The sequence below is a fragment of the Devosia sp. YR412 genome, assembly GCF_900110945.1.
Classification (GTDB): domain Bacteria; phylum Pseudomonadota; class Alphaproteobacteria; order Rhizobiales; family Devosiaceae; genus Devosia.
In genome coordinates this window covers 912,392-935,126 of sequence record NZ_FOFL01000001.1, presented here as the reverse complement: position 1 = coordinate 935,126, position 22,735 = coordinate 912,392, and the positions used below count along the sequence as shown (strand labels likewise).

Genomic DNA, 22,735 nt, shown 5'->3' with positions numbered 1-22,735 from the left:
CCTTTACATCATCCATGAAAACCTTTACATGACTCAATCAAGGATGAAGAGCCGGGTAAACTTGGCCGCATTCGAGGGAGGGGTATCCATGAGCAGTGCCGAAGGCACGCCTGCGTCTGCAATTCTGTCCGCGCACAGGATTTCCAAGTCGTTCGGCGACATCCCGGTGCTGTTCAGCGTCGACTTCGACGTCAAGCCCGGTGAGGTTCATGCCATCATCGGCGAGAATGGCGCCGGCAAATCCACCCTGATCAAAATCCTTTCCGGCATCGAAGAGCCGACCTCCGGCTCGATCAGCCTCGATGGCCAGACCGTGGTCCTGCCGCCCAATGGCGCGGCCGAGGCGCTGGGCATTGTGCTGATCCACCAGGAGCAGAACCTCGCCGAACACCTGACGGTGGCGGATTCGATCTTCCTCGGTCGCGAACTCAAGATATTCGGTTTCCTCGACGTCCGCGAAATGCGCAAGCGCGCCCGCGCCGTCATGGAAACCCTGCATGTCTATGTCGACCCCGATGCGCGGATCTCGACGCTGTCGGTGGCCGACAAGCAGATGGTGGAAATAGCCAAGGCGATCAGCCGCGATGCGCGCGTGCTGATCATGGACGAGCCGACGGCAGTGCTGTCGGTGGGCGAGACCGAGACGCTGTTCGAGCAGATCCGCCGCCTGACCGACCGCGGCGTCGCGGTGATCTTCATCTCCCACAAGCTCGACGAGATCATGCAGCTGGCGGCGCGAGTCACCGTGCTGCGCGACGGTCAGTTGATCGCCACGGTCGGCACCGAGGCACTGACGCCCGATTCCATCGCCCAGATGATGGTGGGGCGCGAGCTCTCCAACCTGTTCCCGCCCAAGATCGAACCCGATGTCGATGCGCCGGTGGTGCTCGGCGTGCGCAATCTCGTGGCTAAGGGCGTCAAGGATATTTCCTTCGACCTGCGCCGTGGCGAAATCCTCGGCTTTGCCGGGCTGATCGGCTCGGGCCGAACGGCTGTGGCCGAGGCGGTGGTCGGGCTGCATCACCTCAATGGCGGCGAAATCACCCTCGACGGCAAGCCCGTCAACTTCACCCGCGTCGCGCAATCGGTCGATGCCGGGCTCGCCTATATGACCAAGGATCGCAAGGGCAAGGGCCTGCTGCTCAACATGGGCCTGCGGCCCAACCTGACGCTCCTCACCCTGCAGAAGCACCTCAAAGCCGGCTTCCTCGATACGGCGAGCGAGACCCGCGCGCTGGAGCGGGCGGTGCGCCGCTTCGATATCCGCGCCCGCGACGCCAGCGTTGCGGTCGGGCGGCTGTCGGGCGGCAATCAGCAGAAGCTGATGCTGGGCAAGACCATGGAAAGCGAACCGGACATCATCATCATGGATGAGCCGACGCGCGGCATCGATGTCGGCACCAAGCAGCAGATCTATCACATCATCGCGGCCCTCGCGGCCGAGGGCAAATCGATCATCGTCATCTCCTCGGAAATGCAGGAGGTGATCGGCCTCGCCCACCGTGTCGTGGTGATGCGGGAAGGGCGCCTGGCCGGCATGCTGGAAGGCGCCGAGATCACCGAGTCCGAAATCATGCGGTACGCCGCCGGCATCAAGCAGAGTGAACACAATGAGCGCATCAATGCCTGACGCCATGGCCAAGCCCGCCCGGGCCTTCCGCATCGATTTCAAGACCGCCGGGCCGCTGGTCGCCCTGGCCCTGCTGGTGCTGCTGGGCATTACGCTCAACGAGAATTTCCTCAGCTACAACAACCTGACCAACGTGCTGGCGCGCTCCAGCTTCATCGGCATCATCGCCATCGGCGCCACCTTCGTCATCACCTCGGGCGGGCTTGACCTGTCGGTCGGCTCGATGGCCGCAGTGATCGCCGGCGTGATGATCATGGTGATGAATTGGTTGATCCCCTCCATGGGCATCGGCTGGGGCGTGGTGCTGGCCGGCATGCTGGCCGGCGTACTGCTGGGTGGCGTGGCCGGCACCTTCAACGGACTGATGATCACCCGCGGCCGCATCGAGGCCTTCATCGTGACGCTGGGCACCATGGGCATTTTCCGCTCGCTGGTCACCTTCCTCGCCAATGGCGGCACGCTATCGCTGAATTTCGAAGTCGCCGACGTCTATCGCCCGGTCTATTACGACGGCCTGCTCGGCGTGCCCTATCCGATCATCGTCTTCGCGCTGGTCGCCATCGGCGGCGAAATCGTCATGCGCCGGACAGCCTTTGGTCGCCATTGCGCCGCCATCGGCTCCAACGAGCAGGTCGCGCGCTATTCCTCGATCAATGTCGATAATGTCCGCCTGCTGACCTACATCCTGCAGGGCACGCTGGTTGCCGTGGCCGTGCTGCTCTATGTGCCGCGCCTCGGCTCGGCATCGAGCACCACGGGCGTGCTGTGGGAGCTGGAGGCCATTGCCGGCGTGATCATCGGCGGCACCACTCTCAAGGGCGGCTATGGCCGGGTCTGGGGCACCGTGGTCGGCGTGGTGATCCTCGGCCTGATCGGCAATATCCTCAATCTGCAGAGCCTGATCAGTCCCTATCTCAACGGGGCGTTCCAGGGCGTCATCATCATTCTTGCCGTGCTGTTGCAACGCGGAAGCCGCAACAGCTGAGCAGGACAAGGCTTTCCGTGCCGGTCGAACAGTCGTCAAGCGCTGGCCGGCACTGGAGAATACCGGGTTACATCGCCCAAAACGGGCACTTACGGGAGGACTGAAATGAAACTGGTAAAATCCCTCATGGCAACGGCCATCGTGGCCGGCAGCCTGGGCGGCGTCGCCGTCGCACAGGACAAGGTGACCATCGGCGTTTCCGTGCCGGCGGCCGACCATGGCTGGACCGGCGGCGTCAACTATTTCGCCCAGCAGGCCATCGAGCGCCTCGGCACCACCTATCCGGATGTCGAATTCGTCTTTGCTTCGGCTCCCGACGCGCCCAAGCAGATCGCCGACATCGAGGACATGGTTTCGACCCGCAATATCGATGCCCTGGTCATCCTGCCGGGTGATCCGGACGCCATGACTTCGGCCATCAAGCAGGTCAAGGATGCCGGTAAGTTCGTCACCGTGGTCGATCGCCAGCTTTCGATCGCGGGCGTCGAAAACCTCTATGTCGCCGGTGACAATCCGGGCCTTGGCGCCAACTCCGCCGCCTATTTCAAGGAAGCGCTGCCCGAGGGCGGCAATGTGGTGATCCTGCGCGGCCTGCCGATCCCGATCGACCAGCAGCGTTTCGACGGCTTCATGGGCGGCATCGAAGGCACCCAGATCAAGGTGCTGGATGACGAATTCGCCAACTGGAACCGCGATGACGGCTTCAAGGTGATGCAGGACTTCCTGACCCGCTTCCCCGACATCAAGGGCGTTTGGGCCCAGGATGACGATATCGCCCTCGGCGCCATCGAAGCCATCAAGCAGGCTGGCCGTGAAGACGAAATGTTCATCGTCGGCGGCGCCGGCATGCAGCAGATCCTCAAGGCCGTCGAAGCCGGCGACAAGCTGACCCCGATCGACGTCAGCTACAGCCCGGCCATGATCGCCACGGCCATCGAGCTGACCACCTCGCACTTCACCGGCGGCATCCAGGTCGGCGGTCGCTACATTCTCGACTCCACCGTCATCACCCAGGACAATGTCGGCGAATATCTCGACGCCAACAGCCCGTTCTGATCGTTCAGAATCCGTTCATCTCAATGCAAAGGGCGCCCACAAGGCGCCCTTTGTGCATTACGCCGCTTTGACAACTTGTCGCAGGAACATTTCGCCCTGACAGGCATTTATGCTGCGAGCCTCTGACGACGCCGGACGATTTGGCGCCGTTGAGGCTCACCAATCTCTCCCATCCCTGTCTAAACCGCCCACCTTCAACCGTTGTGAAGACGGAACTATCCTCGCGCCGAGGATTTTCCTGAGCAGCAGAGAGAGGGAGAGCCCAATGACCTATATTTCCGGCTTCGTTTTGGCCGTGCCCACCGCCAACTACGACAAATATCTCAAGACCGTCGAGGATAGCCTCGGGCTGTTCAAGGGCTATGGCGTGACGCGGGTGATCGAAGCCTGGGGCGACGACGTGCCCGAGGGCGAGGTCACCGATTTCCGCCGCGCCGTGAAGGCAACGCCCGATGAAACGATCGTGTTCTCCTGGCACGAATATCCCGACAAGGCGACGGCCGACGCCGCGGCCAGGATCATGATGAATGATCCCGCCATGGAAGCCTTCGGCGCCAACATGCCGTTTGACGGCGCGCGCATGATCTATGGCGGCTTCGCCGGCCTGCACGAAGTGGGTACGCGGGGCGGCCGGCCGGGCTATGTCGATGGCTCGCTGATCCCGGTCAAGACCGCGCGCAAGGATGACTATCGCGCGCTGCTCGAACGGCAGGGCGCGATCTTCAGCGAACGCGGCGCCACCCGTTTCGTCGATGCCTGGGGCGACAATGTCCCGGACGGCAAGCTGACCGACTTCCGGAAGGCCGTGGCGGCCACGGCCGACGAGACGGTAGTGTTTTCCTTCATCGAATGGCCGAGCAAGGCGGTGCGCGACGCGGCCTGGCAGGAAATCTACACCGACCCGCGCATGCATGAAGAGGATGCCTCGGGCGACGAGGCCCGCCGGGTGTTCGGCGGCTTCGTGCCGCTGCTGGATGCCTGAGGACCGCGTCGTCCTGTCGAGAGATTGAGCCCGGACCTACCCCCACCCGACCCCTTCGCGGCCACCCGCCCCACAAGGGGGAGGGAGACGGTCGAGCCGAGGGTCCCCAGTCGTTCTTCCCTCCCCTCGATGGGGAGGGATCGAGGGTGGGGTGATGGCTAGGCGCGATCACTCCGGCGTATAACCTGCTTCTTCGATCGCTTCTTTGCCCTTGGCTGCATCGCCGGTGAAGCGCACGCTATGCGTGGCCAGGTCCACGGCGATTTCGGCGCCGGGCAGGGCCGCCTGCAGGGCCCTGGTGACTGTGCCGACGCAGTGGTTGCAGGTCATGTCGTTGACGGTCAATGTCGTCGTTTCAGTCATGTCAGTGTCCTTGCTTGGCGGGGCCTTCGCCCGCCAGATCATCGAGAATGGGGCAGTCGGGACGGTTGTCGCCGCCGCAGCAATGGGCAAGATGCGTCAGCGTCTTGACCATCCCCTGCAGCTCGGCAATCTTGGTTTCGAGCGCCGCGATATGGGCCGTGGCCACGTCCTTGACCTCGCCGCTGGCCCGCGACTTGTCCTGCCAGAGGCCGAGCAAGGTGGAGGTTTCATCGACCGAGAAACCCAGCGTGCGGGCGCGTTTGACGAAGCGCAGCACATGCACCTCGTCTTCGCCATAGACGCGGTAATTGCTGCCGGTGCGCAGTGGCGCGCGGATCAGGCCGATGGATTCATAATAGCGGATCATCTTGGCCGAAACGCCGGTGGCGCTGGAGGCTTCACCGATATTCATAAGGTCACTCCCGCAATGGTGCGCAGGCGCTGCGCATTGCCGACCACAAACACCGATGACAGCGCCATAGCGCCGGCGCCGATCATCGGATTGAGCAGCAGGCCGAAGGCCGGATAGAGCACACCGGCCGCCACCGGGATCAGCAGGACATTATAGCCAAAGGCCCAGAACAGGTTTTCCCAGATATTGCGCATGGTGGCGCGGCTGACGGTCAGGGCATTCAGCACGCCCCTGAGGTCACCGCCGAGCAGCACCACGTCGGCGCTCTCAATGGCCGCGTCGGTACCGGTGCCGACGGCAATGCCGACATCGGCTTCGGCCAGGGCCGGGGCGTCATTGATGCCATCGCCGACATAGGCGACGCTGCCGTGCTGGCGCAAAGACTTGATCGCCTCGACCTTGTCACCCGGCAACACTTCGGCGCGCACTTCGTCGATGCCGAGCTGGCGGGCAATGGCATTTGCAGTGCGCGCATTGTCGCCCGAGATCATCGCGGTGCGAAGGCCCATCGCATGCAGCGCCGCAATCACCGTCTTGCTGGTCGGCGTGATCGTATCGGCGACGACAATGGCCGCCGCGAGCTTGTCATCCACGGCGGCAAACACCGGCGTCTTGCCCTGGTCGGCGAGGCGGTCGATGGCCTCGGCGAAATCGGAAAAGTCGAGATGGGCGAAGTGGCGCTGCGCACCGATCGAAACCAGCCGCCCATCGACGCGGGCCGTGACGCCATGCCCGGCTTGGGACTGGAATTCGGTGACCGTGCCGAGGTTGAGGCCTGATTGTTCTGCGGCCGCGACAATCGCGGCGGCGATCGGATGTTCGGACCTTGCTTCGACGGCCGCCACCAGGGCCAGCACCTCGTCATGCTCGAAATCGTCATCGAGGATGAAGTCGGTCAGCACCGGTTTCCCCTCGGTCAGCGTGCCGGTCTTGTCGAAGGCGACCACCCGGGCGTCGCGCAGCTGCTGCAGCGCCTCGCTCTTGCGGAACAGCACGCCCAGTTCGGCGGCGCGGCCGGTGCCGACCATGATGGAGGTGGGCGTGGCCAGCCCCATGGCGCAGGGGCAGGCGATGATCAGCACGGCCACGGCGTTGACGAGGCCAAAACTATAGGCGGGTTCGGGGCCGAAGATGGCCCAGACGGCGAAGGTGGCCAGCGCCAGGGCGATGACGGCGGGGACAAACCAGGCGGTGATCTGGTCCACCACGCCCTGGATCGGCAGCTTGCCGCCCTGGGCTTCCTCGACCATTCGGATGATCTGCGCCAGCATGGTGTTGGAACCGACCTTGGTGGCGCGGAAGCTGAAGCTGCCCGAGGTATTGAGCGTGCCGCCGATGACCTCGGCACCGACCGATTTCGAGACGGGCAGGCTTTCGCCCGAGATCATGGATTCATCGATATGGCTTGAGCCGTCCACGATTTCCCCATCCACGGCGATCTTTTCGCCGGGGCGGACCAGGATGATATCGCCGGCCACGACCTGCTCAATGGGCAGTTCCACGCTTGCGCCATCACGATGCACACGCGCCGTTTTGGCCTGTTCGCGCACCAGCCGCTGGATGGCTTCGCCGGTGCGGCCCTTGGCGAGGGCTTCCAGCCAGCGGCCCACCAGGATCAGCGTGACGATGACGGCGGCGGCTTCGTAATAGATATAGCGGGTGCCCTCGGGCAGCAGCTGCGGCGCGAAAGTGGCGACGACGGAATAGAGATAGGCGGCGCCCGAACCGAGCGCGACCAGCGAGTTCATCTCGGGCGCGCCGCGGAAGAGCGCCGGAATGCCGAGCTTGAAGAAGCGCCAGCCGGGGACGAAGAGCACAATGCTGGTGGCGATGAAATAGGCCACCCAGAGCGTCTGCATGGGCACGGCAGCCATCAGCCACATGTGGAAGGGCATGTAGAAATGGCCCGCCATTTCCAGCACGAACAACGGCAGGGTCAGCACGGCAGCAATCAGCACGTCGCGGCGGAGGATCGCCGCGTCTTCGTCGTGATGATGATGGGCATGCGATGGCATGTCGGGCGTCTGGCTGCCGGCGTATCCAGCCTTTTCAATCGCCTGGATCAGCGCTGTCGTGTCACCGCCATGGACGGTAGCGCGTTCTGTGGCGAGATTGACCGATGCGGCGGTGACGCCGGGGACTTTCAGCAGCGACTTCTCCACCCGCGCCACGCAGGAGGCGCAGGTCATGCCGGTGATGTCGATGGAAAGCGGCTTGGAATGGACATGTTCGTTCATGGGATTCTACCTCGTCCGGCAGGATATAGAGGTTCCCATGGTGGGAAGGTCAAGAGCTGGCGTGCGGCACCTTGGCACTGCGACAGTTCTGCATATTAAAGCGGCGGGCATGCAGGCCTATATCGGACCTGTCAGGAGACGATTGCCATGCAGCCCGTCCGCAACGACATCCACAATTCGGCCATGCCCGTGCTTTGCCAAAGCTGCGAGTCCCGGCATCAGGGTATTTGTGGCGCTCTGACGCCGGAGCAATTGCTCGCGGTGTCGCGCCATACCCGTCGCGTGCATCACGCCGCCGGTGACGAACTGCTCGCCGATGCCGAGCCGATCACCAGCTATGGCAATGTGCTGCGCGGCGTCGTAAAGCTCTCGAAAGTGCTCGAAGACGGCCGCCAGCAGGTGGTGGGGCTGCAGTTTGCGCCTGACCTGCTGGGGCGGCTGTTTGCCAGCGAAAGCCGGGTCAGCGCCGAAGCGGCGTCGGATGTCGACATGTGTGTCATTCCCAAGCCGGCGCTGGAAGCGCTGGTGCGGGCCAATCCCGAGCTCGAACACCGCGTCATGCTGCAGACCCTGCGCGAGCTCGACGAGGCGCGCGACTGGATGGTGACGCTGGGCCGCAAAACCGCCGCCGAAAAAGTCGCCAGCTTCCTTTATCTCATCGCCAGCCATATCGATCCGGCCGGCGAAGTGACCACCTTCGACCTGCCGCTCAGCCGCGCCGATATCGGCGATTTCCTCGGCCTGACCATCGAGACCGTCAGCCGCCAGATGAGCAAGCTCAAGGCCGACGGCGTGATCGAGATCGAGAATTACCGGCATGTCTTGGTGCCCGATCTGGCCCGCCTGCGGGTGCGCTGCGGCTAAATCAGCCGCCCGCTTCGCATTTCCAGCACACGATCCATCGTTCCTTCAGGGATGGCTGCATGGGTGACGAGGATCACGCTGCGGCCCTTGGCGGCCTGATGCAGCGTTTCGAAAAACGCCACTTCGGCATCGCGGTCGAGGCCGGTGGTGGGCTCGTCGAGCAGCAGGATTTTGGCCGGCGACAGCAGCACGCGCGCCAGGCACAGCCGGCGGGCCTGGCCGACTGATACGCTGCGGCCGCGTTCACCGAGCAATGTATCAAGACCCAGCGGCAGGGCGCGGACGAAGTCTTCGATGCCGGCATCAGCCAGCGCCGACCACAGCGCGTCATCATCGGCATCCGGACGGCCGATGAGCAGGTTGGCGCGGATGGCGTCGTTGAACAGCGGGCTGTCCTGGCTGAGCAGCGCCATGCTGGCGTGGATATCGGACTGGCGCAGCTTGCTCAGGGCCGTGCCGCCGAGCGTGATGCTGCCGAGCTGCGGATCGGCTAGTCGCAATAGCAGATTGAGCAGGCTCGACTTGCCGCCGCCGCTGGCGCCGGTGATGGCGAGATGTTCGCCGGGCGCGATGGTCAGGTCGAGATTGGCCAGCACTGGCGGGCCGCCATAGCTGAAGGTGACATCGTTGAGGGTGATCGTCGGGCCGGCGGGCAGGGGGGCGGGCGTAGTCGGGTCGGCTACGACAAGCGGGGTTTCGGCGATGGCGGTGAGGCGCTCGGCGGCGGCCATGGCGGTGGTGAGCTTGCTGACGCTGCGCACGATGACGCTGGTGGCCTCGAAACTCCCCATGATGGCGAGCAGCAGGCCGGCAAGGATCGGCCCATCGACCATGCCGGCTTCAAAGCTCTGCAGCCCCAGCCAGAGCGCGCCGACCAGGGCGAGCGCGGCGAGGGCCTGCACGGCGAAACCGGCAAAGGCCGTGAGGCTGGCGAGGTGGCCGCGAGCCTCGGCCAGCTTGCCGGCGGTATCGACAAAGCCGTCCTGCGCCGTGCCCAGCACGCCATAAACCGTCAGATCGGCATGGCCTTCGATACCGTCGAGCACCGCAGCGCGCGCATCGGCAGCGCGAGCAACCACAGCATGGCCGGCGCGACGGCTGGTTAGTACCAAGCCAGCTGGTACCAGCAGCACGGCGGCGCCGAAGCACAGCCCATAGACCAATGCGGCGCTGGGCAGCAGCCAGGCGAGGACGCCGGTCAACGCCGTGCCGATAATCAGCGCGGCGGCGATCGGGCCGATGGCGACAAGAAAGGCGGTATCCAATGCATCGACATCGGCCGTCAGCCGGCTGACCAGATCGCCATGGCGCAGGCTGCGGTCGGCCAGCGGCAGGCGGGGAAACAGCCGGGCAAACAGCCAGCCGCGCAGATTGGCGAGCAGGCGCAGGGTGGCGTCATGGCCGCTGAGGCGTTCGCCATAACGGGCCAGAATGCGGATGAAGGAGAAGGCGCGAACCAGCGCCGAGGGCACGAAGAGGTTGAAGGCGAGGCCCATGGTGGTCAGCGCGGCGGCGGTGATGAACCAGCCCGAGGTGCCGAGCAAGGCGACGCCGGCGGCAACGGCGACCAGAGACAGCAGCAGCGCCAGGGCAAAGCCGCCGAATTGGCTGAGGAACAGGCTGCGGAAGGCGAGGAGCGATTTCATGCGACATGGCCTCGGCTGTGGGCGGGCAGGGGCGTGGGGAGCAGGCTTTCGCCGGCGATGCGCCAGGCTTTGTCCATGCGGGCGGCGACGGCCAGCGAATGGGTGGCGATGATCAGGGTGCGGCCGCGGGCATAGAGTTTCAGCTCGTCGAGCACGTCCTGCTCCAGTGCGGCATCGAGATGGGCGGTGGGTTCATCGAGGAGGATCAGCCCGGCATCGCGCAGATAGATGCGAGCGAGGGCAATGCGCTGGGCCTGGCCGCCGGAGAGGCCCAGGCCACCCTCGCCGAGCTGGGTGTCGAGCCCCTCGGGCAGCGCATCGGCAAAGCTCGCGACATGGGCGCGCTCGGCAGCGCGGCGGATTTCGGCGAGGCTGGCACCCGGTCGGGCCAAGGCGATGTTCTGCGCCATGGTGCCGGCAAAGATGCGCGGCTTCTGGCCCAGCATGGTGACGCGGCCGCGCAAATCGGCTTCCGGCCAGTGGGCAAGCGGCTGTCTATCGAGGTCGATAGCGCCTTCAGAAAGCCGCAAGCGCGCCATGGCTTCGAGCAGGGTCGATTTGCCAATACCGCTGGGACCGAGCAGGGCGAAATGTTCGCCGGGAGCGATGCTGAGATCGCTGTTGGAGAGGATGACGCGGGCACTGTCGGGCGTGCGCAGGGTCAGCCTGCTGATGGTGACGCCCACGGCGCCCTTGTTGCGAATAACTGGGGCGTCGGCGAGCGGTGCGGCTTCAGTCGGCAGGGCGCCAAGCTGGGCGGTGATTTCGCCAATGGCTGCCTTGGCCGAGGCGCGATCATGATAGTGCGCGGCGAGCAGGCGCAGCGGATTGTAGATTTCCGGCGCCATCAGCAACAGGAACAGGCCCAGTTCCAGCGTCATCGGGCTGGAGCGCAGCTGCAGGTAGTCGATGAAGGTGAGGCCAATATAGAGCGCCACGCCGGCGACGCCGAGCGCCGCGAAGAATTCCAGCACCGCCGAAGAGAGGAAGGCGATGCGCAGCACACGCAACGTCCGTTTGCGCAATTCGTCGCTGGCGGCGACAATTCCCGCGGTTTCCGCCTCGGCCCGCCCGAAGAGTTTCAGCGTCACCAATCCCCGCAAGCGGTCGGCAAAGCGGCCGTTGAGCAGGCTCAGTGCGCGAGCCTGCTTGTTAGTGGCGATCTGGGCGCCCCAGCCGGCCAAGGCCATGAACAGCGGGATCAGCGGTGCGGTGATAAGGAACAACAGTCCTGTCAGCCAGTCGAGCGGCAGGATGATCGCGCCGAAGGCCAGCGGCAGAATGGTGGCGCCGACCATGGCGGGCAGGTAGCGCGAAAAGAACGCATCCAGCGCCTCGACCTGGTCGATGATCGCCGATGACGCCGCGCCCGATTGCGCCTGTTCGGCCTCGCGCGGCGAGCGGGCCAGCAACTGCGCAAACAGCGCATGGCGCAGGCGCGACTTGATGGCCTCGGCAGCGGCTGTGCCGGCGCGATCGCCCAGTGCGCCGAGCGCTGCGCGGAGCAAGAGGATAATGAGGATCAGCGAAATGGACGGACCCAGCGCCGCCATCGGCGTGCCGCCCTCGATGGTCTGGCCGATCACCCCGGCCAGGGTCCAAGCCTGCCAGACCAAAAGGCCGCCGCCAAGAAGCGGTGCCGCAATGGCGAGGATCAGCCACAGCCCGCCGTGGCGGCTGAGGCCGGAAAGTGTCTTGCCATTCTGGCGGTCGGTCATTGTCATGTTTTGAGGCTATATCTTGTGGCACTGGAAACCCTTGATCTGAATCAAGGCGCGGGCAAAGCTCATTGGCGCATAGAGTGGGCAGGACGGCGCCGACTCGGGCGCTGCCAAGCATAGAGGCAGTACCGCCATGATCGACATGACCGTTGTCGAACTTTCGCGGTGGCAATTCGCCGCCACCGCCATGTACCATTTTATCTTCGTGCCGCTGACCATTGGCCTGTCCGTGATGATGGCCATCATGGAAAGCGTCTATGTGATGACCGGCCGCGAGGTCTGGCGCAAGGCGACCCTGTTCTGGGGCACGCTGTTCGGCGTCAATTTCGCCATGGGCGTCGCCACCGGCATCGTCATGGAATTCCAGTTCGGCATGAACTGGAGCTATTACAGCCATTATGTCGGCGACGTGTTCGGCGCCCCGCTGGCCATCGAAGGCCTGATGGCCTTCTTTCTTGAGGCCACCTTCATCGGCCTGTTCTTCTTTGGTTGGGATCGGCTGAGCAAGCTCGGCCACCTGACGGTCACCTGGCTGACGGCGATCGGCGCCAATTTCTCGGCGCTGTGGATCCTGATCGCCAATGGCTGGATGCAGAACCCGGTCGGCGCCAAGTTCAACCCCGACACCATGCGCATGGAAGTCACAGACTTTATGGCGGTGATCTTCAACCAGGTGGCGCAGGCCAAGTTCGTCCATACCGTCAGCGCCGGCTATGTCTGCGGCGCGGTGTTCATCTTCGCTATTTCCTGCCTGTTCCTCTTGCAGGGCAAGCATGTCGAAATCGCCAAGCGCTCGATGGTGGTGGCGGCCAGCTTCGGTCTTGCGTCGGCACTGTCGGTGGTCGTGCTGGGTGACGAGAGCGGCTATGTCGCGACCGAGCACCAGAAGATGAAGATCGCGGCCATGGAGGCCAGCTATCACACCGAGCCGGCCCCGGCGCCCTGGACAATTTTCGCTTTACCGGGTCCCGATGGCGGCGCGCCGACCTGGTCGATCCAGGTGCCCTGGGTGGGCGGTCTGATCACCACGCGCTCGTTCGACAAGCGGCTGGACGGCATCGAGGAACTCGTCGCCCATGCCCAGACCCGCATCCGATCCGGCATGATTGCCTATGATGCGCTGCAGGAAATCCGGGCCGGCAATGTCGATGGCGACGATGTCGATGCGCGCCTGGTGTTCGAGCAGCATTGGCCCGATCTCGGCTATGGCCTGCTGCTGAAGAAATACCGCGAGGACGTCGGCAATGCCACCGACGAAGAGATCGCGCAGGCCGCCGAGGACACCGTGCCCGAGGTCTGGCCGCTGTTCTGGACCTTCCGCATCATGATGGGGCTGGGCTTCTTCTTCATCGCCTTCTTCGCCATGTGGTTCTATCGCGCCTCGCGCGGTTGGCTCGAATCCAATCGGCCGCTGCTGTGGGTGGGCTTCCTCGTGCTGCCGCTGCCCTGGGTCGCTATCGAGTCGGGCTGGTTCATCGCCGAATTCGGCCGCCAGCCCTGGGTGGTGGAAGGGGTTCTGCCCACCTTCTATGCCGCCTCCGGTCTCCACTTCTGGGACCTGGTGATCTCGCTGAGCTTCTTCACGCTGCTCTACTCGACGCTCTTCGTCATCATGATCCTGCTGATGATCAAGATCATCAAGGCCGGGCCGCAGGACAAGCTGTTTACCGCCGAAGAGGATGACCAGGACTTCGTCGTCGCCGCTTTGCCGGCCACGCCAGCCAACAAGGAGCTCGGATCGTGAGCAGCATTCCACTCGACTACGAAACCCTGCGCCTGATCTGGTGGCTGCTGCTCGGCGTCTTGCTGATCGGCTTTGCCGTGATGGGCGGCCGCGACATGGGCGTCGGCGCGCTGTTGCCCTTCGCCGCCCGCACCGACGAGGAGCGCCGTGTGCTGCTCAACGTCATCGGCCCCACCTGGGAAGGCAATCAAGTCTGGTTGATCCTTGGCGGCGGCGCCATCTTTGCCGCCTTCCCGCCGCTCTATGCCGTCAGCTTCTCCGGCTTCTATCTCGCGATGATCGTCATCCTCCTGGCGCTGATCCTGCGGCCGGTCGGCTTCAAGTTCCGCGGCAAGATCAAGGATCGACGCTGGCGGGCCACCTGGGATTGGGCCCTGTTCATCGGCGGCTTCGTGCCGGCGCTGATCATGGGCGTGGCGGTGGGCAATGTGCTGCTTGGCGCGCCCTTCCACCTCGATGACACCATGCGTGCCTTCTATACCGGCAACTTCTTCGGCTTGCTGACGCCCTTCGCGCTGCTGGCCGGCCTGGTCAGCCTCGGCATGATCGTGACGCAAGGCGCTGCCGTCATCGCCGGCCGCACCGAGGGGGCATTGGCTGACCGGGCACGGACTTATGGCAGTGTCGTCGGCGTGGTGACGCTGGTGCTGTTTGCGCTGGCCGGCGTCTGGGTGGCGCTGGGCCTCGATGGCTATGCGATCACCAGCGTGGTGGATGGCAATGCCGCCATCAATCCACTGGCCAAGGCGGTGGTGCTGACCCGCGGTGGCTGGATGGCCAATTATGGGCTTTATCCCTGGATGATCGCTGCACCGGTGCTGGGCTTTGCCGGCCTGATCGCCGCGGTGGCCGGCCTGCAATTGCGCTGGCGCATGGCCACGCTGACGGCCTCAAGCATTGCCATCTTCGGCATTGTCTCGACGGCTGGCCTGTCGCTGTTCCCATTCCTGCTGCCGTCCTCGACGCGGCCGGAGGCGAGCCTGACGCTGTGGGACGCCAGCTCGAGCCACCTGACACTGTTCATCATGCTGCTGGTGACCGCCTTCTTCCTGCCGATCATCCTGCTCTACACCGCCTGGGTGTTCCGCGTGATGCGCGGCACGGTCAGCCCGCAGTCGCTCGAAAAGAACCCCAACGCCTATTAGGAGACGCACATGTGGTATTTCTCGTGGATCCTCGGCCTGGGTCTGGCCTGTTCTTTCGCCATCCTCAACGCCATGTGGTTCGAGCTGCGCGAAGACCGGCGCATCGCGCGTGAAGAGGGCAGGGAGCCTATCCAACGCTGAGCGCATGGCTCTTTACCGGATGGTCAAAAATCCATTAATGCGGGCGCCGAGCAATGGGCGCCCGTTTTTCTTTGCTAATTCAATGGATTGGCTATGCCTTGGCGTGGCGGTAGCTGCCTTGCCGAAGCCGCGCAGCTGAACCGAATATGAAGCATCTGCCTCTTTTGTTTGCACGGAATGCATAACGGATGTGCAGCAAGTCCATCTTCTAATCACGACGGGCGGGGTCTACATAGAGGTCATCAAACGAAGGGGAATAAAATGAACATCCGCCAGAAAATCGCACAGTTTGCCCAGTATCAGCGCACGATGCGCGAGCTCAACGCTCTCGACAACCGTCAGCTGAATGATCTCGGCATCACCAAGGGCGACATCAAGAACATCGCTCGCGGCACCTACGCCAATTAACACTTGGCTGCTGCATTAGACTTGAGATGAAGGCGTCCGCTTGGGCGCCTTTTGTCTTGTCCGGGGTATGGTTTTATTAACGGATCAGGTCCGCGGCATTGCCACCCAGCGCCGCCACCAGATCATCGGGCTTCATGCGGATCTGCAGCCCGCGCTGGCCGCCGTTGAGGAAGACTTCCTCCTCCAGCGTTGCCAGTTCTTCGACCGCAGTGGGCACGGGTTTCTTCTGCCCGAACGGGCTGATGCCGCCCACCTTGTAGCCCGTCAGCCGTTCCGCATCGGCGGGCTTGATCATATGCGCCGACTTGCCGCCAAAGGCCGCCGCCAGCTTTTTCATATTCACTTCCTCGTCCGACGGCACCACCACGCAGACCGGCTTGCCGTCGACCTCAGCCATCAGGGTCTTGAGCACGATGGAGGGTGAAACGCCCATGGCCTCCGCCGCCTGCAACCCGACCCGATCGGCATCGGGATCATAGTCATAGGTGGCCGTGGCAAAGGCGATGCCGGCTTTGGTCAGCGCAAGCGTGGCGGGCGTGGTCTTGGACATGGATGGATTTAGATAAAGCCGCCGGGGAAAGGCAAGACCTCAGCGGCCACGCTCCACTACATGGCCCTCCGAAACTCCAATGTCCCGCAGCAGATGCGGCGAGGAATGGATCAGGTCGATCGTGGCGCGGCGGCGACGACGGGTCACGCTCAACGGCCAGGAAAAATGCCAGCGTGGCAGATGGATAGCAGTCAAACTCGGCTTGGCTATGGTGCTCATGTCTATGACCGTCCTTATGCAGACGGCTCCTGCTGTGTTGTCCATGCACGCAGAATGGCTGGCGCGGCGCCGGATTTCCAACTAAAGCTCGCAGGGTACGCATAAGGAGATTTGATCCATGTCTTCCTTGCCGCCGCTGACGGCGATCCGCGCTTTCGAGGCCGTTGCGCGCCATCTGAGCTTCACCAAGGCGGGCTCCGAGCTGGGCATGACCCAGGCGGCGGTCAGCTATCAGATCAGGATTTTGGAGGAGCGCGTCGGCGCGGCGCTGTTCCTGCGAAAGCCGCGCCAGATTGCGCTGAGCGAGGTCGGCGCGCGGCTGGCGCCGCAGGTGCACCAGGCCTTTGGATTGCTGCACGAGGCCTTTGCCGATACGCGCGGCCAGGTGGATCATGTGCTGGCCATCAGCTCGGTCGTGACCTTTGCCAGCCAGTGGCTGGCGCAAAATCTGGGGCTGTTCCAGCTCGAGCATCCTGAGATCGCCGTGCGGCTCGATAGCGGCAATGCTATGGCCGACCTCGTCCATGACGAGATTGATATCGGCATCCGCTCCCTTGGAGCGCCGCAGGGCAATGGCCTCGTGTCGCACCTGCTGGTCAAGTCGGACTTCACGCCGCTGCTCAGTCCGGCCTTGGCCGACAGCGTCGGCGGCATAAGGCGGCCGGAAGACCTGCTGAAACTACCCATGCTCGATGCTCAGGACGAGTGGGTCGAACAGTGGTTCGCGGTGGCCGGTGTCGCCGGCTACAGCCCAGCAGGACGCCCCAATTTTAGCCTGGGCGTGCAGAGCCTGTTGGCCCAGGCCGCCATGGCGGGGCAGGGCGTCACCATGCTGACGCCGGCATTTTTCCGAGAGGAGATCGCCGCGGGCCGTCTCATTCAGCCCTTCGATCTGCTGGCGCCGGCAGGACACGGCTACTACCTCGTCTATGCGGAAAGCCGGCGCAACGCGCCCAAGATCAAGGCTTTTCGGGACTGGATGCTGGCGACGACGGCTTACATGCGCCCGGCGTCGTTACCCTAAATGCAAAAAGACCCGGTGATTGCTCACCGGGCCTCTCTATCCGCCGCTGGGAGGAGCGTTGGAAAGTCTCTTTGTGGTCGCCTTTGCGAACCGGAAAACCGGTTCCCACTTTTCCTGCAAAGGCTCTTAGACGATGCCGCCCGAGCCGCCTTCGACTTCGGGGCGGATTTCCGCGACCTTGGCGCGGTAGCCGGCAGCGCGATAGGTGCCGAGCAGGTCGATGGCGCCGCCTTTTTCGAGGCGCGACATGGCTAGGATCGGCTCCACATCGGTGCGATAGGCGACGCGCAGAGCCTGCGTTGCGGCCAGCGCATCATTGGCGTCCTGCGCCGCCTTGATGCCCTTGCGATCAACCAGAAGCGCCTGCGCATAGGCGCGCTGCACGTCCGATGCCGACAGCATCAGCGACTCGATCGGGTCGGTGACATTGTGCGACTGGTCGAGCATATGCGCCGGGTGGAAGTCCGGCTGGCGGGCTTCGATATCGACCAGTTCGTTGAAGACGAGGAACAGGCGGTAGGGGTCGACCGCACCGGCGTCGAGATCGTCGTCGCCATATTTGCTGTCATTGAAATGGAAGCCGCCGAGCTTGCCGAACTGGGCAAGGCGGGAGACGATCATCTCGATATTCACATTCGGCGCATGGTGGCCGAGATCGACGAGGCAGAGCGCCTTGTCGCCCAACTCCTTGGCGATAATGTAATTGGTACCCCAGTCCTGCACGACCGTTGAATAGAAGGCCGGCTCGTACATCTTGTGTTCGGTATAGAGGTTCCAGTCGTCGGGCAGGGCGGCATAGACCGCCTTGGCCGAGTCGAGGTAATTGGCGAACTGGTCGGCGAAATTGACCTGGCCGGGGAAGTTGGAGCCGTCGCCGATCCAGATCGTGAGAGCCTTCGAGCCAATCGTCTTGCCGATCTCGATACATTCGAGATTGTGCTCGATCGCCTGGTCGCGGGTCGCCTTGTCGGCGGCCGAGAGCGAACCGAACTTGTAGCTCTGCAGCTGCCCGCGGGCATCCGAAAAGGTGTTCGAATTCATCGCGTCGAAGCCGAGGTTGAAGCGGCTGGCCGCCTGCTTCAGCCGGTTGGGATCGGCCTTGTCCCACGGAATATGCAGCGAGACGGTATTGGTCGCCTGCGTCAGCTGGCTGATGACGGCGCAATCCTCGATCTTGTCAAAAATGTCGCGCGGCTCGCCCTTGCCGGGAAATTTTGCAAAGCGCGTGCCGCCGGTGCCGACGCCCCAGGACGGGACGGCGACGGAAAAGCCGGCAACCTTGGCCTTGATGGCGTCGATCGAAATGCCGCGACGGTCGAGGCGTTCGCCCAGGCTGTCATAATCGGCATGCAGGTCATCCACGCGCCGGGCATTTTCTGCCTCGACGACGGATGGGTCGATGATGTGTTCGGTCATCGCGCGATCCTTAGCGGGTGAACGACTGGGCATTGCCAGCGTCGACGTTGATGATATTGCCGGTCGACTTGGCCGAGGCTTCCGACGCGAAGAAGTAGATGGCTTCGGCAATATCCTCGGGGAACACCGAACGCTTGAGCAGCGAGCGCTCGCGGTACATTTCCTCGAGGCCATCCTTGTCGGTCTTGTAGGTCGAGGCGCGCTGCTCGAGCCATTCGCCGGCCCAGATCTTGGAGCCACGCAGCACGGCATCCGGATTGACCACATTGACGCGGATCTGCTCGCCGGCGCCTTCGAGCGCCAGGCAACGGGCCAGGTGGATTTCGGCAGCCTTTGCGGTGCAATAAGCGGAAGCATTGGGCGACGCGGCAAGGCCGTTCTTGGAGGCGACGAAGACGACATTGCCGCCGATCTTCTGGGCCCGGAACAGGCGGAAGGCTTCGCGGGAGACGAGGAAATAGCCCGTGGACAGGATGTCCATGTTCTTGTTCCAGAGTTCCAGGGTCGTCTCTTCGATCGGTGCCGAGGAGGCGAGGCCGGCGTTGGACACCAGGATATCGAGGCCGCCAAATTCGACCACGGCATGGGCAAAGCCGGAGATAACCTGCTCTTCCTTGGTGACATTGATGTTCACGGGGCGGACGAAGTCCTTGCCGAACACACCGGTCAGTTCCTCGGTCGCATTGTCGAGCGCGGTCTGGTCGATGTCGGCCAGCACGACGCAGGCACCTTCACGGAGAAGACGGACGGCCGTGGCCTTGCCGATGCCGCCGGCGCCGCCGGTGACGAGGGCAATCTTGCCGGCCAGCGACTTGGGCTTGGGCATGCGGGAAAGCTTGGCTTCTTCAAGCAGCCAATATTCGATGTCGAAGGCTTCCTGCTCGGGCAGGCCCTGGTATTCGGAGACGGTCGAGGCGCCGCGCATCACGTTGATGGCGTTGACATAGAACTCGCCGGAAATGCGGGCGGTGGCTTTGTCCTTGGCAAAGGTCAGCATGCCGACGCCAGGGATCAGGTAAACCACGGCATTGGGATCGCGCACGGCGGGCGAGTTGTCGTGCTTGCAGCGATCGTAATAGGCCTGGTAGTCGACGCGATAGGCGGCGATCTGGTCGGCAAGGCCGGCGATCACGGCATCGACGTCGGGCTTGGCCGGGTCGAAATCGATGACCAGCGGACGGATCTTGGTGCGCAGGAAGTGGTCGGGGCAGGAGGTGCCCAGGGCCGCCAGCGGACGCAGATTGTTGGAATTGACGAATTCCAGCACGGCGGCGCTGTCGTCGAAATGGCCCAGCTTGTGGCTGTCTTCCGAGATGAAGCCGCGGATCTTGGGCATCAGCTTGGCGGCGACGGCGCGACGGGCGTCGGCATCGAGCGACTGGGTGGCAGGGCCGCCGAAGATCACCTTGCCTTCGGTCTGCTGCTCGAACCATTCGATCGCCTGGTTGATGATGGCGATGGTGGTTTCGTAGCATTCCTTGGGCGTGTCGCCCCAGGTGAAGAGGCCATGGCTCTCAAGGATCAGGCCCTTGGAATTGGGGTTCTCTTCGCAATATTTGCCCAGCCACAGACCGAGTTCGAAGCCCGGCTTCTTCCACGGCAGCCAGCCGATGCTATCGCCGAAAATCTGCTGGGTCAGTTCCTTGGAATTGACCGAGGCGGCAATGGCGATGATTGCGTCGGGATGCATGTGGTCCACATAGGGATGGTTCACATAGGCATGCAGCGGGGTGTCGATCGAAGCAGCGCGCGGGTTGAGGTTGAACGTGGCATGCGGCAGGTAGCCGACCATTTCGTCTTCGTGCTCGAGGCCGCGATAGAGGCCCTTCAGCGCGCGCAGCTTGTCCATATAGAGCGTCGAAAAGCCGTCGAGCTTGATCGAGGCGCTGTCGCCGCCCGAACCTTTGACCCACAGCACTTCGACGGTCTCGCCGGTCAGCGGATCCTTCTGCATGATCTTGGAGGAAGTGTTGCCGCCACCATAATTGGTGACGCGCTTGTCGCTGCCGAGCAGGTTGGACCGGTAGACAAGACGTTCCGGCTCGCTCATCGCGGCGGCCTTGGCATCATCCCAAAGATTAGCGAGGCGCTTGGGCGCGGAAGTGGACATTGCAGACTCCTCCCAGAGGGTAGTGGTGGTCAGTTTGGTTTGGCCGGACATGGCCACGATCAATCATCAGTGTCAATCATAAACACTCACAACCGCGCATATCGCGCTAACATGTTTTGAAGTTGACGGTTTGATGATTGACACTGAGCGAATTCCACGGATAGGAATGCGTCAGGGAGATAGCAGCCTTGCACGAAACAGAGCGCCAGAGAGTGATCGTCGCAGCCGTTCAGACACGGCCGGTGGTGACTGTTGCCGAACTCTGTGAGGTAACGGGCTCCTCCGAAGCGACCATTCGTCGTGATATTGCGGCGCTGCACGTCAAGGGCGAGCTGCGCCGGGTGCGCGGTGGGGCCGAGGCGGTCAATCCGCCGGAGCAGGCTGCGCTGATGGGCCGGCCGTTTTCGGTCAATGAAACGCTCAATATCGCTCAGAAGCGCGCAATTGCCCGCGCGGCCGTTGATCTCTGCAAGGATGGCGAGCCGATCATCATCAATGGCGGCACCACCACCTATCAAATGGTGCATCACCTGACGGGCCGCCGGCTGTCGGTGTTCACCAACAGTTTCGGCATTGCCGAATACCTGATCCACAACTCGCGCAATTCCGTCGTCATTCCGGGCGGCACCGTCTATCGCGAGCAGAATGTCATCCTGTCGCCCTTCGGCGGCGTGGTGGCTTCGCACTTTTACGCCAAGCGCATGTTCATCGGCTGCCAGGGCATCGGCCCGCATGGCCTGATGGAAGCCGATCCCATGGTCGTGCAGTCCGAGCTCGGACTGATCGGCCAGGCGGACGAGCTGATCGTTTTGGCAGACTCAACCAAGTTTTCGGGCAGATCGAGCCTCATCCTGTGTGGGCTCGACCGAATTGCCGCTGTCATAACCGATAGCGGTATCCGCGACGAAGACCGCCAGATGCTGGAAACGGCTGGCGTGCGGCTCATCGTGGCGGAGACAAGTGCTCAGATCGACCGTCACGCGACGGTTGCCTGAGGAGGAAAGACTGACCATCCCAGGGAGGGAAACCGCATGAAACTGATCAAGCTTTTGGCCACCACCACGGCCGTTGCCGTGCTGCTCGCCGCCCCCGCCTATGCCCAGACCCGCATCGCGCTGGTCGTCAAGTCGCTGGGCAACGGCTTCTTCGACGCTGCCAACAAGGGTGCGCAGGAAGCTGCTGCCGAACTCGGCGGCATCGAAGTCATCTATACCGGCCCGACTGCCGCAACCGCCGAAGCCCAGATCGAAGTCGTCAACTCGCTGATCGCTCAGCAGGTCGACGCCATCGCCATCTCGGCCAATGACCCGGACGCCCTGGTTCCTGCCCTGCAGAAGGCCATGGAACGCGGCATCAAGGTCGTGTCGTTTGACTCGGGCGTTGCTCCCGAAGGCCGCCAGATCCACCTCAACCCGTCGGACAATGCGCTGATCGGCGAGACCATCATCAAGCTGGCGGCCGACTACCTGCCAGAAGGTGGCCAGGTTGCCATTCTCTCGGCCGCTTCCACTGCGACCAACCAGAATGCCTGGATCGAAGCCGCTAAGGCTGCGCTGCCAGAAAAGTTCGCCAATATCGAACTGGTTGCCACCGTTTATGGCGATGATGACTCGGTCAAGTCGACCGACGAAGCCAAGGGCCTGATCGCCGCTTACCCAGACCTCAAGGCCATCATCGCACCGACCACCGTCGGCGTCGTTGCCGCTGCCCAGGTCGTCACCGACCAGGGTCTGATCGGCAAGATCAACGTCACCGGTCTGGCCCTGCCGTCCGAGTTCAAGCAGTTCATCGACAATGGCGCTTCGCAGGCCGTGGCCCTGTGGAACCCGATCGACCTCGGCTACTCGGCGGTCTACCTCGCCAATGACCTGATCAAGGGCGAAGAAGCAGCACCCGGCAAGACCTTCTCGATCGGCCGCGTCGGCGAAGTGACCCTGGACGACACCAATGCCGCCGCGATGGCCGTCCCGTTCCAGTTCGACAAGACCAATATCGAAGAATTCTCCAAGATCTATTGATCTGACCAGGCGAACACGACCCGGCGGCGCTTCTGCCGCCGGGTTTCTCATTTGCAAAGAATGC

At 63.3% G+C, this 22,735-nt stretch carries 21 protein-coding genes; 12 read left to right on the top strand and 9 right to left on the bottom strand.

Annotated features, from left to right (window positions below; translation table 11 throughout):
* Window positions 1-88: 88 nt before the first annotated feature.
* The 4 genes from BM045_RS04485 to BM045_RS04470 all read left to right on the top strand — a co-directional run bounded on the left by BM045_RS04485 (window position 89) and on the right by BM045_RS04470 (window position 4,653).
* Window positions 89-1,630 (top strand): sugar ABC transporter ATP-binding protein, encoded by a 1,542-nt coding sequence (locus BM045_RS04485; protein ID WP_092180024.1) that lies wholly within the window; start codon window positions 89-91, stop codon window positions 1,628-1,630.
* The gene (locus BM045_RS04480) at window positions 1,623-2,615 is read left to right on the top strand and encodes an ABC transporter permease (protein WP_244522872.1); all 993 of its coding nucleotides are present in this window, start codon (window positions 1,623-1,625) and stop codon (window positions 2,613-2,615) included. The genes BM045_RS04485 and BM045_RS04480 overlap by 8 nt, the downstream gene beginning before the upstream one ends.
* A 105-nt stretch (window positions 2,616-2,720) precedes the next feature.
* A complete protein-coding gene (locus tag BM045_RS04475) occupies window positions 2,721-3,671 on the top strand; it encodes a substrate-binding domain-containing protein (protein ID WP_092180020.1) in 951 nt (316 codons plus the stop codon).
* A gap of 265 nt (window positions 3,672-3,936) precedes the next feature.
* Window positions 3,937-4,653, top strand: a complete 717-nt coding sequence (locus tag BM045_RS04470) for a DUF1428 domain-containing protein (RefSeq protein WP_092180018.1) — start codon at window positions 3,937-3,939, stop codon at window positions 4,651-4,653.
* A gap of 168 nt (window positions 4,654-4,821) precedes the next feature.
* On the opposite strand, the gene BM045_RS04465 is transcribed toward BM045_RS04470, so the two are convergent.
* From BM045_RS04465 to BM045_RS04455, 3 genes are read right to left on the bottom strand one after another with little or no spacing between them, the layout of a single operon-like run.
* Window positions 4,822-5,016 (bottom strand): heavy-metal-associated domain-containing protein, encoded by a 195-nt coding sequence (locus tag BM045_RS04465; protein WP_092180016.1) that lies wholly within the window; start codon window positions 5,014-5,016, stop codon window positions 4,822-4,824.
* A gap of 1 nt (window position 5,017) precedes the next feature.
* Entirely contained in the window at window positions 5,018-5,428 is a 411-nt protein-coding gene (gene cueR / locus BM045_RS04460; protein WP_092180014.1) for a Cu(I)-responsive transcriptional regulator, read from the bottom strand.
* The gene (locus BM045_RS04455) at window positions 5,425-7,665 is read right to left on the bottom strand and encodes a heavy metal translocating P-type ATPase (RefSeq protein ID WP_092180012.1); all 2,241 of its coding nucleotides are present in this window, start codon (window positions 7,663-7,665) and stop codon (window positions 5,425-5,427) included. The genes cueR and BM045_RS04455 overlap by 4 nt, the downstream gene beginning before the upstream one ends.
* A 147-nt stretch (window positions 7,666-7,812) precedes the next feature.
* Here BM045_RS04455 and BM045_RS04450 point away from each other — a divergent pair, with 147 nt between their 5' ends.
* A complete protein-coding gene (locus BM045_RS04450) occupies window positions 7,813-8,529 on the top strand; it encodes a Crp/Fnr family transcriptional regulator (protein ID WP_092180010.1) in 717 nt (238 codons plus the stop codon).
* Here BM045_RS04450 and cydC read toward each other — a convergent pair.
* Window positions 8,526-10,175, bottom strand: a complete 1,650-nt coding sequence (gene cydC, locus BM045_RS04445) for a thiol reductant ABC exporter subunit CydC (protein ID WP_092180008.1) — start codon at window positions 10,173-10,175, stop codon at window positions 8,526-8,528. The genes BM045_RS04450 and cydC overlap by 4 nt on opposite strands.
* Complete coding sequence (cydD, locus tag BM045_RS04440; RefSeq protein ID WP_170848367.1) at window positions 10,172-11,893, bottom strand: thiol reductant ABC exporter subunit CydD; 1,722 nt, start codon at window positions 11,891-11,893, stop codon at window positions 10,172-10,174. The genes cydC and cydD overlap by 4 nt, the downstream gene beginning before the upstream one ends.
* Before the next feature lie 136 nt (window positions 11,894-12,029).
* Here cydD and BM045_RS04435 point away from each other — a divergent pair, with 136 nt between their 5' ends.
* From BM045_RS04435 to BM045_RS04420, 4 genes are all read left to right on the top strand, one after another.
* The gene (locus tag BM045_RS04435) at window positions 12,030-13,640 is read left to right on the top strand and encodes a cytochrome ubiquinol oxidase subunit I (RefSeq protein ID WP_092180005.1); all 1,611 of its coding nucleotides are present in this window, start codon (window positions 12,030-12,032) and stop codon (window positions 13,638-13,640) included.
* Window positions 13,637-14,785, top strand: a complete 1,149-nt coding sequence (cydB, locus tag BM045_RS04430) for a cytochrome d ubiquinol oxidase subunit II (protein WP_092180003.1) — start codon at window positions 13,637-13,639, stop codon at window positions 14,783-14,785. The genes BM045_RS04435 and cydB overlap by 4 nt, the downstream gene beginning before the upstream one ends.
* A 9-nt stretch (window positions 14,786-14,794) precedes the next feature.
* Window positions 14,795-14,926 (top strand): cytochrome bd-I oxidase subunit CydX, encoded by a 132-nt coding sequence (gene cydX / locus BM045_RS04425; protein ID WP_092180001.1) that lies wholly within the window; start codon window positions 14,795-14,797, stop codon window positions 14,924-14,926.
* A 261-nt stretch (window positions 14,927-15,187) separates the two neighbouring features.
* Window positions 15,188-15,334: a DUF1127 domain-containing protein gene (locus tag BM045_RS04420; RefSeq protein WP_092179999.1), complete on the top strand. Its 147-nt coding sequence runs from the start codon at window positions 15,188-15,190 to the stop codon at window positions 15,332-15,334.
* Between the two features lie 76 nt (window positions 15,335-15,410).
* Here the strand turns inward: BM045_RS04420 and ybaK are convergent, their stop codons facing one another.
* Both ybaK and BM045_RS18685 read right to left on the bottom strand, forming a co-directional pair.
* Window positions 15,411-15,884, bottom strand: coding sequence for a Cys-tRNA(Pro) deacylase (gene ybaK / locus BM045_RS04415; RefSeq protein ID WP_092179997.1), 474 nt, complete (start codon window positions 15,882-15,884; stop codon window positions 15,411-15,413).
* Between the two features lie 39 nt (window positions 15,885-15,923).
* Window positions 15,924-16,103, bottom strand: a complete 180-nt coding sequence (locus tag BM045_RS18685) for a hypothetical protein (RefSeq protein ID WP_139198700.1) — start codon at window positions 16,101-16,103, stop codon at window positions 15,924-15,926.
* Window positions 16,104-16,221: 118 nt separating this feature from the next.
* On the opposite strand from BM045_RS18685, the gene BM045_RS04405 reads away from it, so the two are divergent.
* Window positions 16,222-17,127 carry a LysR substrate-binding domain-containing protein gene (locus BM045_RS04405; RefSeq protein ID WP_092179993.1) on the top strand — a complete coding sequence of 302 codons (906 nt, stop codon included), beginning with the start codon at window positions 16,222-16,224 and terminating at the stop codon, window positions 17,125-17,127.
* 126 nt (window positions 17,128-17,253) lie between these two features.
* On the opposite strand, the gene rhaI is transcribed toward BM045_RS04405, so the two are convergent.
* Window positions 17,254-18,543 carry an L-rhamnose catabolism isomerase gene (rhaI, locus tag BM045_RS04400; RefSeq protein WP_092179991.1) on the bottom strand — a complete coding sequence of 430 codons (1,290 nt, stop codon included), beginning with the start codon at window positions 18,541-18,543 and terminating at the stop codon, window positions 17,254-17,256.
* 10 nt (window positions 18,544-18,553) lie between these two features.
* A complete protein-coding gene (locus BM045_RS04395; RefSeq protein WP_092180941.1) occupies window positions 18,554-20,653 on the bottom strand; it encodes a bifunctional rhamnulose-1-phosphate aldolase/short-chain dehydrogenase in 2,100 nt (699 codons plus the stop codon).
* A gap of 188 nt (window positions 20,654-20,841) precedes the next feature.
* Here BM045_RS04395 and BM045_RS04390 point away from each other — a divergent pair, with 188 nt between their 5' ends.
* Window positions 20,842-21,648, top strand: coding sequence for a DeoR/GlpR family DNA-binding transcription regulator (locus tag BM045_RS04390; RefSeq protein WP_092179989.1), 807 nt, complete (start codon window positions 20,842-20,844; stop codon window positions 21,646-21,648).
* A gap of 36 nt (window positions 21,649-21,684) precedes the next feature.
* Complete coding sequence (gene rhaS / locus BM045_RS04385) at window positions 21,685-22,671, top strand: rhamnose ABC transporter substrate-binding protein (protein ID WP_092179987.1); 987 nt, start codon at window positions 21,685-21,687, stop codon at window positions 22,669-22,671.
* Window positions 22,672-22,735 lie beyond the last annotated feature (64 nt).

Coding starts and splice junctions, on each gene's coding strand:
- BM045_RS04485 (WP_092180024.1), top strand. CDS start 89: ATGAGCAGTGCCGAAGGCACGCCTGCGTCTGCAATTCTGTCCGCGCAC.
- BM045_RS04480 (WP_244522872.1), top strand. CDS start 1,623: ATGCCTGACGCCATGGCCAAGCCCGCCCGGGCCTTCCGCATCGATTTC.
- BM045_RS04475 (WP_092180020.1), top strand. CDS start 2,721: ATGAAACTGGTAAAATCCCTCATGGCAACGGCCATCGTGGCCGGCAGC.
- BM045_RS04470 (WP_092180018.1), top strand. CDS start 3,937: ATGACCTATATTTCCGGCTTCGTTTTGGCCGTGCCCACCGCCAACTAC.
- BM045_RS04465 (WP_092180016.1), bottom strand. CDS start 5,016: ATGACTGAAACGACGACATTGACCGTCAACGACATGACCTGCAACCAC.
- cueR (WP_092180014.1), bottom strand. CDS start 5,428: ATGAATATCGGTGAAGCCTCCAGCGCCACCGGCGTTTCGGCCAAGATG.
- BM045_RS04455 (WP_092180012.1), bottom strand. CDS start 7,665: ATGAACGAACATGTCCATTCCAAGCCGCTTTCCATCGACATCACCGGC.
- BM045_RS04450 (WP_092180010.1), top strand. CDS start 7,813: ATGCAGCCCGTCCGCAACGACATCCACAATTCGGCCATGCCCGTGCTT.
- cydC (WP_092180008.1), bottom strand. CDS start 10,175: ATGAAATCGCTCCTCGCCTTCCGCAGCCTGTTCCTCAGCCAATTCGGC.
- cydD (WP_170848367.1), bottom strand. CDS start 11,893: ATGACCGACCGCCAGAATGGCAAGACACTTTCCGGCCTCAGCCGCCAC.
- BM045_RS04435 (WP_092180005.1), top strand. CDS start 12,030: ATGATCGACATGACCGTTGTCGAACTTTCGCGGTGGCAATTCGCCGCC.
- cydX (WP_092180001.1), top strand. CDS start 14,795: ATGTGGTATTTCTCGTGGATCCTCGGCCTGGGTCTGGCCTGTTCTTTC.
- BM045_RS04420 (WP_092179999.1), top strand. CDS start 15,188: ATGAACATCCGCCAGAAAATCGCACAGTTTGCCCAGTATCAGCGCACG.
- ybaK (WP_092179997.1), bottom strand. CDS start 15,884: ATGTCCAAGACCACGCCCGCCACGCTTGCGCTGACCAAAGCCGGCATC.
- BM045_RS18685 (WP_139198700.1), bottom strand. CDS start 16,103: ATGAGCACCATAGCCAAGCCGAGTTTGACTGCTATCCATCTGCCACGC.
- BM045_RS04405 (WP_092179993.1), top strand. CDS start 16,222: ATGTCTTCCTTGCCGCCGCTGACGGCGATCCGCGCTTTCGAGGCCGTT.
- rhaI (WP_092179991.1), bottom strand. CDS start 18,543: ATGACCGAACACATCATCGACCCATCCGTCGTCGAGGCAGAAAATGCC.
- BM045_RS04395 (WP_092180941.1), bottom strand. CDS start 20,653: ATGTCCACTTCCGCGCCCAAGCGCCTCGCTAATCTTTGGGATGATGCC.
- rhaS (WP_092179987.1), top strand. CDS start 21,685: ATGAAACTGATCAAGCTTTTGGCCACCACCACGGCCGTTGCCGTGCTG.